This is a genomic window from Branchiibius cervicis (assembly GCF_042661605.1).
Lineage (GTDB): Bacteria > Actinomycetota > Actinomycetes > Actinomycetales > Dermatophilaceae > Branchiibius > Branchiibius cervicis.
Window position 1 is genome coordinate 635,225 of record NZ_JBHSWJ010000002.1, and the last position, 13,825, is coordinate 649,049.

At 67.1% G+C, this 13,825-nt stretch carries 13 protein-coding genes; 9 read left to right on the forward strand and 4 right to left on the reverse strand.

The window, feature by feature from the left end; all coding sequences use genetic code 11:
* The first annotated feature begins 34 nt into the window (after nt 1-34).
* Both ACFQBT_RS03610 and ACFQBT_RS03615 read left to right on the forward strand, forming a co-directional pair.
* Nucleotides 35-619, forward strand: coding sequence for an ArsR/SmtB family transcription factor (locus ACFQBT_RS03610; protein ID WP_377820439.1), 585 nt, complete (start codon nt 35-37; stop codon nt 617-619).
* Nucleotides 619-1,863, forward strand: a complete 1,245-nt coding sequence (locus tag ACFQBT_RS03615; RefSeq protein WP_377820441.1) for an MFS transporter — start codon at nt 619-621, stop codon at nt 1,861-1,863. The genes ACFQBT_RS03610 and ACFQBT_RS03615 overlap by 1 nt, the downstream gene beginning before the upstream one ends.
* A gap of 6 nt (nt 1,864-1,869) precedes the next feature.
* Here the strand turns inward: ACFQBT_RS03615 and xseA are convergent, their stop codons facing one another.
* Both xseA and ACFQBT_RS03625 read right to left on the reverse strand, forming a co-directional pair.
* Entirely contained in the window at nt 1,870-3,096 is a 1,227-nt protein-coding gene (gene xseA / locus ACFQBT_RS03620; protein ID WP_377820443.1) for an exodeoxyribonuclease VII large subunit, read from the reverse strand.
* 4 nt (nt 3,097-3,100) lie between these two features.
* Nucleotides 3,101-4,714 carry an ABC-F family ATP-binding cassette domain-containing protein gene (locus tag ACFQBT_RS03625; RefSeq protein ID WP_377820444.1) on the reverse strand — a complete coding sequence of 538 codons (1,614 nt, stop codon included), beginning with the start codon at nt 4,712-4,714 and terminating at the stop codon, nt 3,101-3,103.
* 138 nt (nt 4,715-4,852) lie between these two features.
* On the opposite strand from ACFQBT_RS03625, the gene ACFQBT_RS03630 reads away from it, so the two are divergent.
* From ACFQBT_RS03630 to ACFQBT_RS03640, 3 genes are all read left to right on the forward strand, one after another.
* Nucleotides 4,853-5,860, forward strand: coding sequence for a 4-hydroxy-3-methylbut-2-enyl diphosphate reductase (locus tag ACFQBT_RS03630; protein WP_377820445.1), 1,008 nt, complete (start codon nt 4,853-4,855; stop codon nt 5,858-5,860).
* A 5-nt stretch (nt 5,861-5,865) separates the two neighbouring features.
* Entirely contained in the window at nt 5,866-6,507 is a 642-nt protein-coding gene (locus ACFQBT_RS03635) for a pentapeptide repeat-containing protein (RefSeq protein WP_377820446.1), read from the forward strand.
* Nucleotides 6,508-6,769: 262 nt separating this feature from the next.
* Complete coding sequence (locus ACFQBT_RS03640) at nt 6,770-8,140, forward strand: HNH endonuclease signature motif containing protein (protein ID WP_377820448.1); 1,371 nt, start codon at nt 6,770-6,772, stop codon at nt 8,138-8,140.
* An 18-nt stretch (nt 8,141-8,158) separates the two neighbouring features.
* On the opposite strand, the gene ACFQBT_RS03645 is transcribed toward ACFQBT_RS03640, so the two are convergent.
* Nucleotides 8,159-9,067, reverse strand: a complete 909-nt coding sequence (locus ACFQBT_RS03645) for an AraC family transcriptional regulator (protein ID WP_377820449.1) — start codon at nt 9,065-9,067, stop codon at nt 8,159-8,161.
* 124 nt (nt 9,068-9,191) lie between these two features.
* Between ACFQBT_RS03645 and ACFQBT_RS03650 the strand changes: the two genes are divergently transcribed.
* Both ACFQBT_RS03650 and ACFQBT_RS03655 read left to right on the forward strand, forming a co-directional pair.
* Nucleotides 9,192-10,118, forward strand: coding sequence for an NADP-dependent oxidoreductase (locus tag ACFQBT_RS03650; RefSeq protein ID WP_377820451.1), 927 nt, complete (start codon nt 9,192-9,194; stop codon nt 10,116-10,118).
* Between the two features lie 147 nt (nt 10,119-10,265).
* Nucleotides 10,266-10,889 (forward strand): hypothetical protein, encoded by a 624-nt coding sequence (locus ACFQBT_RS03655; protein WP_377820453.1) that lies wholly within the window; start codon nt 10,266-10,268, stop codon nt 10,887-10,889.
* Nucleotides 10,890-10,906: 17 nt separating this feature from the next.
* Here ACFQBT_RS03655 and ACFQBT_RS03660 read toward each other — a convergent pair whose 3' ends face one another.
* A complete protein-coding gene (locus ACFQBT_RS03660) occupies nt 10,907-12,094 on the reverse strand; it encodes a DNA recombination protein RmuC (protein WP_377820455.1) in 1,188 nt (395 codons plus the stop codon).
* A 38-nt stretch (nt 12,095-12,132) separates the two neighbouring features.
* Here ACFQBT_RS03660 and orn point away from each other — a divergent pair, with 38 nt between their 5' ends.
* Together orn and ychF are read left to right on the forward strand one after the other, a co-directional pair.
* The gene (orn, locus tag ACFQBT_RS03665) at nt 12,133-12,798 is read left to right on the forward strand and encodes an oligoribonuclease (RefSeq protein WP_377820457.1); all 666 of its coding nucleotides are present in this window, start codon (nt 12,133-12,135) and stop codon (nt 12,796-12,798) included.
* Nucleotides 12,732-13,802, forward strand: a complete 1,071-nt coding sequence (gene ychF, locus ACFQBT_RS03670) for a redox-regulated ATPase YchF (protein WP_377820459.1) — start codon at nt 12,732-12,734, stop codon at nt 13,800-13,802. Before orn ends, ychF begins: the two co-directional genes overlap by 67 nt.
* Nucleotides 13,803-13,825 lie beyond the last annotated feature (23 nt).

Consider the following 13,825-nt stretch of genomic DNA (forward strand, 5'->3'; position numbering starts at 1 on the left):
TGCAAACGGTTCTTTGGAGTGGCACACTCGGGGTGTGCCTGATTCCGTGAGCCCCTCGCCCCATCAATTGCGCGCCTTGGCGCATCCGGCCCGGTTGCGCATGCTCGGGCTGCTGCGCGTCAACGGTCCGCAGACCGCTAGTTCCCTGGCGCAGCAGCTGGGTCTGAACACCGGGGCGACCTCCTACCACCTGCGGCAGCTGGCCCAGCACGGGTTCATCGAGGATGACCCCGACCGCGCCGGTGGCCGCGAGCGCTGGTGGCGGGCCAGGCACACCTCCACCAGCGTCGACGCCGAGGAGGTTGCGACCCCCGAGGAGCGGGACCAGGTCGAGGCCTATCTGCAGACGGTCGTAACGATCTACCAGCAGCAGTTGCAGCGCGCCGTGGAGGAACGACCTCTGCTACCGGCTCAGTGGCGTCGAGCCTCGACGTTCAGCGACTTCCATCACCGGATGACGCCCGAGCACGCCCAGGAGCTGACGGCCAAGCTCGAGGATTGGTTGTCCGGGCTGCCGGAGGACGACGACCCGGGCGCCGAGCGATTCGTCGTGCAGATCAACGCCTTCCCCTACCCCGGCGCGATCGCCCCCGGGGACGACCTGCCCGAGGAGGAGTGATGCGGGCGCTGGTCGGAACCCTCGTTTCCGAGGCCATCTCGCTGCTGGGCACACGGATCACGATGATCGCGATCCCGCTCTACGTACTCGCCACCACCGGCAGCGCCGCGAAGACCGGCGTGGTCGCCTTTGCCGAGGCGCTACCCCTGGTGGTCGGCAAAGTGCTCGTGGGGCCGGTGATCGACCGGCTCGGAGCTCGCCCGGTGGCCATCGCCTGCGATCTGGGCTCGGCGGTGGTGGTCGGCGCGATCCCGGTGTTGCACGACACCGACCGGTTGCCGTTCCCGGTGTTCGTGGCGTTGGTTGCGCTTGCGGGTGCGCTGCGGGGTCCCGGTGACGCGGCCAAGAGCGCGATCATTCCGTCGGTGGTGCGGCATGCCGCGATCCCCATGGAGCGGGCCACGGGGCTGTTCGGAACGATCGAACGCACCGCATCCATGGTCGGTGCTGCGCTGGGCGGACTGCTCATCGCCAGCGCCGGAGCCGCGAACGCGCTCCTCATCGACGCAGCGAGCTTCGCCGTGTCGGCGGTTGTATTCGGTTGGGCCACAACGGCTCTGCGGGTCTCTCCCGAGTCTTCGACAGCGTCCTCATCGTCTTACGTGGCCGACCTGCGCGAGGGGTTCGCCTTCCTGCGCACGGACCGTGTGCTGGTCGGTATCACGGCGATGGTGGCCCTGACCAACCTGCTGGATGCCTCCTGGAGCACCGTGCTCGTCCCCGTCTGGGCGGTCGACAGCGGGGGAGGCGCCCGGGTCATCGGGCTGTTGTTCGCGACCTTCGGGGCGGCTGCCGCGCTCGGTGCTCTGGTCGCATCGGTCTGGGCGCAGCGGCTACCCCGCTACGCGGTCTACCTCGTGGCCTTCCTGGTCGCCGGAGCTCCGCGATTCATCGCCATGGCCATCGACGTACCGCTCATCGCGTTGCTGCTGGTCGCGGTGGGGGCCGGGTTCGCGTCCGGTTTCATCAACCCGGTGCTGGGTGCCGTGATCTACGAGCGCATTCCGGAGCCGCTGATGGGCCGGGTGTCGTCACTGACCACCGCGATCTGTTGGTCGTTGATGCCGTTGGGCGGCCTGCTCGGTGGGCTGCTGGCCAGCCGGTTGGGCATCTCCTGGGCCCTGGCGGCGGTGGGCGCGGCGTACTTCCTGGTCACGATGCTTCCCGCGCTGGACCCGCGGTGGCGGGAGATGGACGACCGACAACCGCTCGCTGCGGGCGCTCCGGCGGTGTCGTCGCCGTAGCGAGGATCAGTCGGTGCGGGTGGCGCGGAACCGGCCGTCGGCGACGGTGACGGTGAGCGCGTCCCCGGTGGTGACCTGCCCTTCGGCGGTCACCACCGAACCATCGGCCAGACGCACCACGGCGTACCCGCGCTGCAACGTCTGCAGCGGAGACAGCGCGCGCAGATGGGTTCGCTGATGAGTGACGGCGGTGCGTTCCCGCTCCAGCCGGCGGGAGGTCGCCCGGAGCGCACGCTCGTGCAAGTCCTCGATCGACGTACGCCGAGTGGTCACCATCGTGCCCGGCTGCGCCATGATCGGTCGGCTGGTCAGCGCTCGCAGGTGGCGGCGCTCGCCGGCCACCCGGGCTCGCAGCAGCTGGCCGGAGCGCTGTCGCAACGCGGCGAGGAGCGCGGTCTGCTCGGCCAGCGACGGCACGATCAGCGATGCCGCGTCGGTGGGCGTGGAGGCTCGCACGTCGGCGACGTAGTCCAGCAACGGAGTGTCGACATCGTGGCCGATCGCGGACACGACGGGGGTGCGGGCGCTCGCGACAGCGCGCAGCAGCGCCTCGTTGCTGAACGGCAGCAGATCCTCGAACGACCCACCGCCGCGGGCGATCACGATGACGTCGACCTCCGGGGCCGCGTCGAGTTCGGCGAGCGCCGCGCTAACCTGTTCGACCGTGCCGATGCCTTGAACCGCAACCGTGCGGATCTCGAATCGCGTTGCCGGCCAACGGCGCACAGCGTTTTCGACGACATCCTTCTCCGCCGCGCTACCCCGCCCGCAGATCAGGCCGACCCGGCGCGGCAGGAAGGGTAGCGGCTTCTTGCGGGAAGCGTCGAAGAGGCCCTCGGAGCGCAAGAGCTGCTTCAGGTGCTCGAGACGGGCGAGCAGTTCGCCGACGCCGACGTGCCGCATGGTGCGCACGTCCAGATGCAGGGTGCCGCGTTTGGTCCAGAAGGTCGGCTTGGCATGCACCACCACGCGCGTGCCCTCGGCGATGTTCGGACCCATCGCGGCCAGCGTGTTGGTGTGCACGGTGGCCGATAGCGACATGTCGACCTCGGGGTCGCGCAGCGTGACGTAGCAGGTGGGTGATCCCGGTCGCCGGGTCAGTTGGACGATCTGCCCCTCGACCCACAGCGGCGACATCTTCGCGACGTACTCCTCGATCTTCATCGAGAGCACGCGCACCGGCCAGGGTTGCTCGGCGCTGGTGTCCAGCGCGCGGTCGGGCAGGGAGGCCATGGCCCTACCGTAAAGCCACGCTCGGCCCGGCCCAGTGCTGCGTCAGCCACCGGTCGTGGGAGGTGACGACCACTGTGCCGGGTGAGCGGCCAAGAGCTTCCTCGAGTTCGCCGGCCAGTTGCAGCGAGATGTGGTTGGTGGGTTCGTCCAGCAGCAACAGGTCCGGTGCCTGCGCGATAAGCAGAGCGAGTGCGAATCGTCGTCGCTGCCCGGAACTGAGGTCTCCGACGGGACGGTGTTCGTCCCGGGGCAGCAACAGGCCCAGTTCGCGCAGGGTGACCGGGTGGTCCGCGCCGAAGAGGTCGGCCGGCGTACGGTCCGGGTCGTCGTACGTGACGTCCTGGGGCAGGTAGCCGATCCGTCGTGCGGTGACGCGCACGGTCCCGTGATCCGGGGTGAGCCGTCCGGCGATCACCGCCAGCAACGTCGACTTCCCGGCTCCGTTCGCGCCCGTGACCAGCAGATGCTCACCCGCAGTGACGTCGAGTCGGTCGAGACGGAGCCGGCCGCTCACGTGCACGTCGCGCAGCTGGACCACCTCACCGGACGCGCGCGCTCCTGCGGTCAGCGGAGCGTCAAAGCTCAACCGCCGCGGGGGCTTTCGCACCTGCGTGCGCTCCGCGTCCGCCAGGCGTCGCTCCGTCTGGGCCAGCCGGCGGGCGTGGGTCTTCTGCACCCGCTGCCCTTTGAAGCCGTAGATGAACTTGTCGTTGTCGCGCGGCGGCCGGTTGTGGGCGATTGACTCGGTGCCGAGCCGGGTCTGTGCACGCAATGCGCGCAGCTCCTGTTGCTGCTCGTGGTGGGTTTGCGCCCACCGGGCCAGGGCCGCGTCGCGATGATCGACGTACGCCGACCAGCCGCCGCCGAAGCGCCGGCCACCTTCGCCATCGGTCCCGAACGCGTTCGGATCAAGATCGAGCAACTGCGTGGGCACTCGGTCCAGGAAGGTCCGGTCGTGGCTGGCGAAGACGACAACCCCTGGCAGCGTTGGCAATTCGTGTTCCAGGAGTTCGACACCGGCCGGGTCCAGGTGGTTCGTCGGCTCATCGAGGATCAGCAGAGCCGGCCGCCGCACCAGCGCGGCGGCGAGGGTGAGCCGCGTGCGTTGACCACCGGAGAGGCTGCCGACGGGTCGCTCCGGCGTCAGGTCCGCGACGCCGAGGGCGCTCGCGGTGGCCGCGACCCGTTCGTCGGCCGACCAGGCGTCGTAGGCCGTGACCCACGCCAGCACCCGGTCGTACGCCGCGGCGCGCGTGCCGTCCGGATCCGGGCTATCGAGGGCCTCGCCCAAGCGCTGCAGTTCCAGTACCGCCTCCCGCAGCGGTCGCAGCGCCGCCGCCAGCAGGTCGGCGACGGTGCCGGCGACCGGATCCGGGTCCTGGGGGACGTACACGAGGTCGGCGGGTCGGCGTACGTGACCCGAATCGGGCCCGTCGACACCGGCCAGGATGCGCAACAGCGTGGTCTTGCCCACGCCGTTCTCGCCGACGACGGCCAGGCGGGTGCCCGGTGCGGCGGTGAAGGAGAGGTGGTCGAGGACGGTCCGGCCGTCGAAGGAGCGGGTGACGTCCTCGGCGATCAGGGGACCCAGGGGGTCAGCGAAAAACGTGTTCGACATGAAGACTCCGAGCAGTCGAGAACAATCCCGAGGGGTCATCCTCGGCGCGGGACGGGGCTCGGTCAGTTCTTCATGATGTGTCTCACGGTACGCCGGGTGGTTGCCGGGTGACCAATCGATTTCCGGGCGCCGCCTACCATGGAACCCATGACGTCCTCAGCGAAGCGGGTCCTGCTCGCGGCTCCCCGCGGGTATTGCGCCGGCGTGGACCGGGCCGTGGTGACGGTCGAGAAAGCGCTGGATCTCTACGGTCCGCCGGTCTACGTGCGCAAAGAGATCGTGCACAACAAGCACGTGGTGACCACGTTGGAGAAGCGTGGCGCGATCTTCGTCGACGAGACCGACGAGGTGCCGGAAGGCGCGACGGTGATCTTCTCGGCGCACGGTGTGGCACCGATCGTGCACGAGGAGGCGCGGGCGCTCAGCCTGAAGACCATCGATGCGACGTGTCCGCTGGTGACCAAAGTGCACCGCGAGGCCAAGCGTTTCGCCAGCGACGACTACGACATCCTGTTGATCGGCCACGAGGGTCACGAAGAGGTCGTCGGGACCTCCGGTGAGGCGCCGGACAACATCATCCTGGTGCAGTCGCCCGACCACGTGGATCAGGTCGAGGTGCGGGACCCTTCGAAGGTGGTGTGGCTCTCGCAGACCACGTTGTCGGTGGACGAGACCATGGAGACCGTGCGACGGCTGCGGGAGAAGTTCCCCGCGCTGCAGGATCCGCCGTCGGACGACATCTGCTACGCCACGCAGAACCGTCAGCTGGCGGTGAAGCAGATGGCGCCGGAGACCGACCTGATGATCGTGGTGGGCTCGCGCAACTCCTCCAACTCGGTGCGGTTGGTGGAGGTGGCGTTGGAGCACGGCGCTCGCGACGGGCACCTGGTGGACTACGCCGACGAGATCGACGAGGCGTGGCTCTCAGGGGTGTCGACGGTGGGTGTCACCTCGGGTGCCTCGGTGCCGGAGGTGCTGGTGCGCGATGTGCTCACCTTCCTGGCCGACCGCGGGTACGACGACGTCCAGCCCGTGACCGCCGCCGAGGAGTCGCTGCTCTTCGCGCTTCCGAACGAGTTGCGCCGAGACCTGAAGGCCGCCGGGCAGGGCACCAAGGTCCGGCACGACGCTGGCTCGCTGCATTAAGACCCATGGTCGCGGCCCCGCGCCTGTTGGCGCCGTCCGTTTCCGATGTGGTGGCCGCGTCGCTGCCACCGCGCGCTGAGGACGACGCCGAGGGCATGGCGTACGCCGATCTGTCCGGCGCGCTCGACGTGGACCGGGCAGAGTTCTTCGAATGCTCGTTCACCTCGCTCAGGTTGGATGAATTCGTTTCTGCACGAACGACGTTCGTGGACGTATCGATGTCATCGGTGCAGGCGGTGACGTGGGCGGCGGCGGGTTCGATCTGGCGCAACTGCGTTGTGGGCGCGGGCCGGGTGGGGTCCTGGGACTTGTCGGCGGCGACGCTGCGCGGAGTGCTCGTGCGCGGTCTGCGATTCGGTTACGTGAACCTGCGCGATGCCCGCTTGACCGATGTGCTCTTCGAGGACTGCGTCTTCGAGTCGGTGGACATGCCGGGTGCGTCGTCGGAGCGGGTGGCGTTCGTGGACTGCCGGTGCGAGGAGATCGACCTGCGGGGTTGCAGCAATGTCGATCTTGATCTGCGGGGTCTGGATTTCGCTGCGCTGCGGTCGATCTCGGGCTCGCGAGGTGCCACCGTCAGTGATCTTCAGCTCTCACTGGTGGCACCGCTGCTGGCTGCGGAGACCGGGCTACTCGTCGAGGAGTGAGCCTGCGCCGTGCGGGCGACTGCCTGCAGGGTGCGAAGTACTGGCAGAGATTTCGCGGTCGCGGGGACTGAGAACGCCGAGGCTGTCGGTGGTCGACGATAGAGTCGTTTCGAGGATGTGTGTCTTGCACTGCGGTCATGAATACCGTTGCGCTGCAGGCGAACTGGGCGAATGTTCTCTACCCGGGGTGGACATCTGTCCGGTATGATGGGGGCAGCGGCTCTGGGGAGGGTCGGTTAGGTCGCAGGGGGAGGTTGGCCAGGTGTCACTGTCTGTTGGGGAGGTGCGTGCATTCCAGGATCGTGTCTCTTCTGATCTGGGAGCGATCGATCCGGATGAGGCGCTGACGCTGATCCGCGTCCTGGAGGAGGTCAAGAACGCTGCGACCGCTGCTCAGGCGGCACTCACGGTCGTCGTGCATGACGCGCAGACGGCCGCCGACAAGGCGCGTGGGATCGGTGCCAACGAGACCGCTCGTGTCGTCGGCGTCCAGGTGGGCTTGGCTCGTCGGTGTAGTCCTCGGTTGGGACGACGGTTCCTCGGGGTGGCGCGAGCTATGACGGAGATGCCGCACACTGCATCCGCCTTGCGCTCTGGTGTCATCGGTGAATGGCAGGCGACGCAGGTCGTGGCCGAAACCGCCTTCCTGTCCCTCGCCGACCGGCAGCTGGTCGATAGCGCCGTCAAAGACATCCTCGGCAAGGTGCCGGACTCCCGCCTGGCCGGGGCAGCCAGGGCTGCGGCCTATCGGGCGGACCCCGAGGCAGCGGTGGCGCGCCGGTCGAAGGCCGAGAAGGACCGCCGGGTGTCGCTACGACCCGCGCCGGACTGCATGACGCTGCTCACCGCGTTGCTGCCGGTGGCCGACGGTGTTGCCTGCTATGCGGCACTCGGCGGAGAGGGCGCGAGCGGACCCGACGATGACCGGGGGAAGGGCCAGCTGATGGCTGACGCCTTGGTCGAGCGGCTGACCGGTCGACCGGCGCGATACGCCCCGGCACAGCCACCCGCCGCAGAGGGGCAGCCAGTTTCGCAGGGGCAGACCGGTTCGGTGACGGCGGATACCCGGCCCGTATCGTCGCCCGTCGCGGTGCATCTGTTGGTGCCGATGGAAGCCTTGTCCGGCAACGCTGAAGGTCATCTGGACGGGTTCGGACCCATCCCATCAGACGTCGTCCGCCAGTTCCTGGCCGATCATGAGCAGGCCGGTGGGTTGATCCGCCGGGTGTTCACCGCCCCGGGTAGCGGCCAGTTGGTCGCCATGGATTCACGAGCCCGCGCGTTCCCGGGCTTGCTGGCCGCCTTCGTTCGGCTGAGAGATCAGGTGTGTCGAACCCCGTTCTGCGGTGGAAAGATTCAGCACACGGATCACATCACGCCGTACGCCGAAGGTGGTGCGACCAGTGTGGACAACGCGGATGGCAAGTGCGCGCAATGCAACTACGCGAAACAGAACCCCGATGTCACCGAGCGCGGGGACGCCGATCAGTACACAATCACGGTCCGTGGACTGGAAGAAACCAGTCGACCACCTAGTCCGCCGGGTCGTACGCCCAGCGCCTGCGCAATGCGCGACCGCATCCAACGGTTCACAATCCGACTGAGAGTGGACTGGGGTGTCGACGTCAGCTGACCACGCGCCGGAGAACGACTACGCAGCGTTTCGTTGCGCCGTACGCCATCGGCCGGGGGCCTGACCAGTGAGCCGCTTGAAGGCGGCCGCGAACGAATACTCCGACCCATAACCGACCGAGGTCGCAATGGTGCCGATGCTGTCGTCGGTGTCACGTAACGCCTCCTTGGCCAGGGCCATCCGCCAGTCCGCGACGTACTGCAACGGCGGTACTCCGAGCACTTCAGTGAAGCGGCGCGCGAAGCCGGAGCGAGACTGGTGGGACAGTCCCGCCAACGAAGAGACCGTCCATGCTTGCTCCGGTTGAGCATGAATAGCTTGGAGGGCCGGTGCCAACGCCGGGTCGTCCAACGCGCGCAGCCATGCGGGGGCGGCGGTCGATGCGGTGAACCAGTCGCGTAAGGCCAGGACCAGGACGGCATCGAGCAACCGGTCGAGCAGTACCTGCTGACCGGCGTCGGTTACGTCGACCTGACCGACGAGCAGGTCGAGGGTGCTTCGGAGCGCGCTCCCGGCCCGTGGTCTTAGGCGAGCGATCGGCGGGAGCGATGCGAGCAACGAACGCGACAGGTCACCCTCGAAGACGTACGCACCGCAGAAGAATTGAGCCCGTTGTTCTGATTTCGAATCTCCGGCCGACGCAGAACGCGAGACGTCGCTGCGAGGCAGCGGCTGGGGAGGCGCGTCCGGGTCTGACGCCATGAGGTGGGGTGTGGAACGAAGAAGCAGGAGGTCACCGTCCACCGCGCGGACACGGTGCTTCGGGTCATCAACGGTCCACGCCCTGAGGTCGCCCTCGATGATGGAGTGCACCGCCAGGGTGCCACCAGCCGGAAATCGCACGCACCAATCGCCGTACATCGTGGTGCGGGAAAACGCAGCGCCTCGAGCTCGCGAGCGCTGCAGGAGATCACTCAGAACGTCCATGAGGGTGGACGATGACACAAGAAATGTGGACATTCAAGGATGGATCGTCCCGGTACGACCGAGTGAACTGGCGTCAGCGGGTCATCCGCAGCGTCTATGACGACACAACACACGAGGAGTCCTGATGAAAGCAGTGCGCTTCAGCCAGTTCGGCGGTCCCGACGTTCTGGACGTTGTCGAGGTCGATCCGCCGAGTCCCGCTGCGGACGAAGTCGTGGTCCAGGTCCGAGCGGCCGGGATCAACCCAGGAGAAGCCTCGATCCGGAAGGGACTACTCGAAGCGTTCTATCCCACGACGTTGCCGTCCGGGGAGGGCAGCGATCTCGCGGGAGTGATTGCCCAGGTGGGCTCTTCGGTGACCGACTGGCAGGAGGGGGACGAGGTCGTGGGGTGGGTGGACACCCGGGCCAGTCACGCGCAGTACGTCGCCGTCCCCGCAGCGCACCTGGTGCAGAAGCCGCAGAGTCTGCCGTGGGAGGTCGCCGGCGGCGTCTTCGTGGCGGGCGGGACTGCCTGGGCGGCAACGGATGCAGTGCGTCCGATGAAGGGTGACGTGGTCGCCGTCTCGGCTGCCGCAGGCGGTGTCGGGGGACTGGTGTCGCAGCTGCTGGTGGAGCGCGGGGCAACAGTGCTCGGGATCGCGTCCGCCGAGAACGCCGACTGGTTGGGCAGTAAGGGAGTCACCCCGATCGATCGCAGCGGCGGGATCAGTGCGATCGCGGACCGGTTGCGAGATGCCGCACCGGACGGAATTGATGCGTTCGTTGATCTCTTCGGCGGCGGCTACGTGCAACTGGCGCTCGATCTGGGTGTTGCCGGCGATCGGATCAACACGATCATCGATTTCGATCAGGTGGGCAGGAACGGCGTTCTTGGGGCTGGAAGCGCTGAGGGGTCTACAGCTGCGGTCCTCGGCGAGGTGGTCAATCGACTGGCCGACGGCCGACTCGAGTTGCCCATCGAGCGCGCCTACCCGCTGGACCAGGTCGGCGCCGCGTTCACCCAACTGGAGCAGCGTCGTACCCGTGGGAAGATCGTGTTGATCCCGTAGCCAGGTTGCCCCGGTTCTGCCACCATTCGCTCTGTGACCGATGTGTTGCCGGCTGGCGCCCGCTCCCAGGCGCCAGCTACCACTGGGCGCTGGTGGAGACTGTCACGACAGTGGACCGGAGCGTTGCTGATTTCCCTCTGGGTGGGCTTGATCGCTGCGTTGGTGTGGACCGCTCCAAGAGAAGCAACGGTCACCGAACTGCGTTCGGCGGCGGACACCGGTTCGATCACGGGGTGGGAGTTCGCTTCGCGACCGCCTGTTGTCAGCAGCGACCTCCACGGGCCGTTCGGGCTCCTGCGATGGGACAGCGGCGACGCAGTGCTGCACTGGAGCACCGGCGGGCGCATGCAGTACTGGACAGACGTCAAGCACGTGGCGTCAGCCGAAGGTATCGATCCGGGCGCACTCGGACGCACAGAACTGGTCAACCAGTGGCTGACGGATAAGTACAACGTGCGTCACGGTGAAGACGCGAGTCCCGGTGGACCGAATATCCCAGTCATCGTGCTGATTCTCGCGTCAATGCTGTATCTCGCTGGGATGGCTGCACTCTTCGGTGGCCAGCTGCCGCGGATCGGAAGTCAAGGATTCTGGTTCTGGATCTGCATGGCCAGCTTTGGCGTGGGGATGGTCATCTTTGCTGTCGTTGAGTTGCTTCGCCAACCCTCCGTGCGAACGCCTCGCCGCCCCGGCTGGCAAGGCTTCGGGTGCGCTCTTGGAATCTCGCTGATCGTTTCGGCAGTTGTCTACGGGTTGGGCCTCGTTATCTGAGGCAAGCCGGGCTGCTGCTAGGCGCTGTCCCGGTCCTGGATCGGCTCCGTTGGCGTGATCCGGTAATCCAGCTGCGGTCGGTCCACATCCGGTAGCGCATCGACTAGTTCGGGTGCGGACAGGCTGCGCGGCGATGCTTCGAGAGGGTGAGTGACGGCAAGCGGCTGGTCGGCGATACCCAACTCGTGCAGCTTTCGCGCTGTGACCAGCACCCGTGACTCCAGGCTTCCGACCAGTGCGTTGTACGAGGCGACGGACTTCTCCAGCGACTTGCCCAAGGTCGCGGCGTGGATGCCCAAGGTGCTGAGCCGGTCGTAGAGGTCGCGGCCGACCTGCAGGAGATGCTGGGCATTGGCGGTCAGCGAATCCTGCTGCCAGGCAAGGGAAGTTGCCCGCAGGATAGCGAACAAGCTTGCGGGGGAGGCCAGTACCACTTTCTGGGTGATCGCCCGCTCGAACAGCGCCGGGTCAGTACGTAACGCGGCGGCGAGCAGCGCTTCGCTGGGCACGAAGCAGATCACTAACTCGGGTGTGTTGTCGAACGCGGTCCAGTACGCCTTCTTGCCCAGCGAATCGACGTACCCGCGCAGCGCGTTCGCGTGCTCAGCCAGGAGCGCTGCACGTTCGGTGTCCGTCAACCCAGCGGCGCTCGCGGCCAGGAACTTGCCCGTCGGCGCCTTGGCGTCCACCACCAGCAGCTTGTCCCCGGGCAACTTCACCACGGCGTCCGGGCGCACGCCGGTCCCGTCGCGATTGGTCCCCGAGAGTTGTTCCTCGAAGTCGACGCGCGGCAGCATGCCGGACGCCTCCAGGATCCGACGCAGTTCGGCCTCGCCCCACTGCCCGGCGTGCGTCGAAGTCTTCAAAGCCCCGGTGAGCGTTGCGGTTTCCGATCGCAACTGGTCGGTCACCCGGCGTACGTCGACCAACCCTGCGCCCAGGGCGCCGAACTGGTGTTCCCGCGCGCGTTCCAACTCGGCCACCTGCTCGTGCACGTGCTGCAGGGTCGCGCGCAGCGGACCCAACTCGGCGGCTACCTGGCGATCCTCATCGGATGCGGCAGTCAAGGCGTGGACCTGGGTGCGCAGCCCGTCACGCTCGGTGACGGCGGAGGCCAGGCGCGCGGCGTACCTGCTCTGGACCAGGAGCCAGGTGAGCAGGGCACCCAGGGCTAGGCCGGCGACAGCGGCGAGGAAAACGTTCATGGATCAAGGGTGTCAGCGGGGTCTGACAACCTAGGGGAATGACATCGACGGACGTGGGCGCGACGCTGTTGTGGGTGGACTTGGAGATGACCGGTCTTGACCCGGTGGAGGACCGGATCCTGGAGGTTGCCGCCATCGCCACCGACTGGTCCTTCGCGGAACTGGGCACCTATGAGGCGGTGCAGCACGTGGAGCCGGAGCGGGTGCGACGGCGGATGGTGGGGGAGTTCTGGGAGAAGTTCGCGCACGTGCGCGAGGCGCTGGCGGCACAGAACGAGGGCGGCACCCCGGCCGAAGAGGTCGAAGAGGGTTTGCTTGCTTTCCTCGATGAGCATTTCCCGGCCGACTCGCCCGTGGTGCTCGCCGGCAACTCGATCCACCAGGACCGCAAGTTCATCGACCGCGAGTGGCCGCGGCTGGCGAAGCGCCTGCACTACCGGATGCTCGACGTCTCCAGTTGGAAGCTGGTCATGCAGGGCAAGTACGGCGTGACGCACGCCAAGGGCGAAGCGCACCGGGCGCTGGACGACATCCGCGAGTCCATCGCGGAGTTGGTCGACTACACCTCGTACCTGCAGATCCCGGCTGCCGAGGTGAACTTCGGGGTTCGGGCAATTCGGCATAGAATCTTGAACCCGTGGCCCTCACCATCGGAATCGTCGGACTGCCCAACGTCGGCAAGTCCACCATGTTCAACGCCCTGACCCGCAACAACGTGCTCGCCGCGAACTACCCGTTCGCGACCATCGAGCCCAACGTCGGAGTGGTGCCGCTGCCGGACCCGCGGCTCAAGGTGCTCGCGGAGATCTTCGGCAGCGAGAAGATCCTGCCCGCCACGGTGTCCTTCGTCGACATCGCCGGCATCGTGCGTGGCGCGTCGGAGGAGGGCCTGGGCAACAAGTTCCTGGCCAACATCCGCGAAGCCGATGCGATCTGCCAGGTGATCCGTGCCTTCGACGACCCCGACGTCGTGCACGTCGACGGCAAGGTCTCACCGTCTTCAGACATCGAGACGATCAACACCGAGCTGATCCTGGCCGACCTGCAGACGTTGGAGAAGGCCGTGCCGCGCCTCACCAAAGAGGTCAGTGGCAAGAAGGTCGACAAGTCCGTGCTGGATGCTGCGCTCGAGGCGCAGAAGGTGCTGGAGGAAGGTACGACGCTGTTCGCCGCCGGCGTCGACGTCGAGCCGATCCGCGAGTTGGGCCTGATGACCGCCAAGCCGTTCCTCTACGTCTTCAACCTCGATGAGGACCAGTTGGGAGACAAGGAGTTGCAGGCACAGCTGGCCGACCTTGTCGGCGGTGCGGATGCAATCTTCCTGAACGCCAAGCTGGAGATGGACCTGACCGAACTGGACGAGGACGAGGCGGCCGAGCTCCTGGAGTCGTACGGCGTCGAGGAGTCTGGTCTGAATCAGTTGGCGCGTAAGGGTTTCCACGCTCTCGGTCTGCAGACCTACCTGACCGCCGGGCCGAAGGAGTCGCGCGCCTGGACGATTCACAAGGGCTGGACCGCCCCGCAGGCGGCCGGTGTCATTCACACCGACTTCCAGAAGGGTTTCATCAAGGCCGAGGTCATCTCCTTCGATGACCTGGTCGCCACCGGATCCGTCGCCGAGGCCAGGGCCGCTGGCAAGGCGCGGATGGAAGGCAAGGACTACGTCATGCAGGACGGCGACGTCGTGGAGTTCCGCTTCAACGTGTGACACACGACGAAGAGGTCTTGACC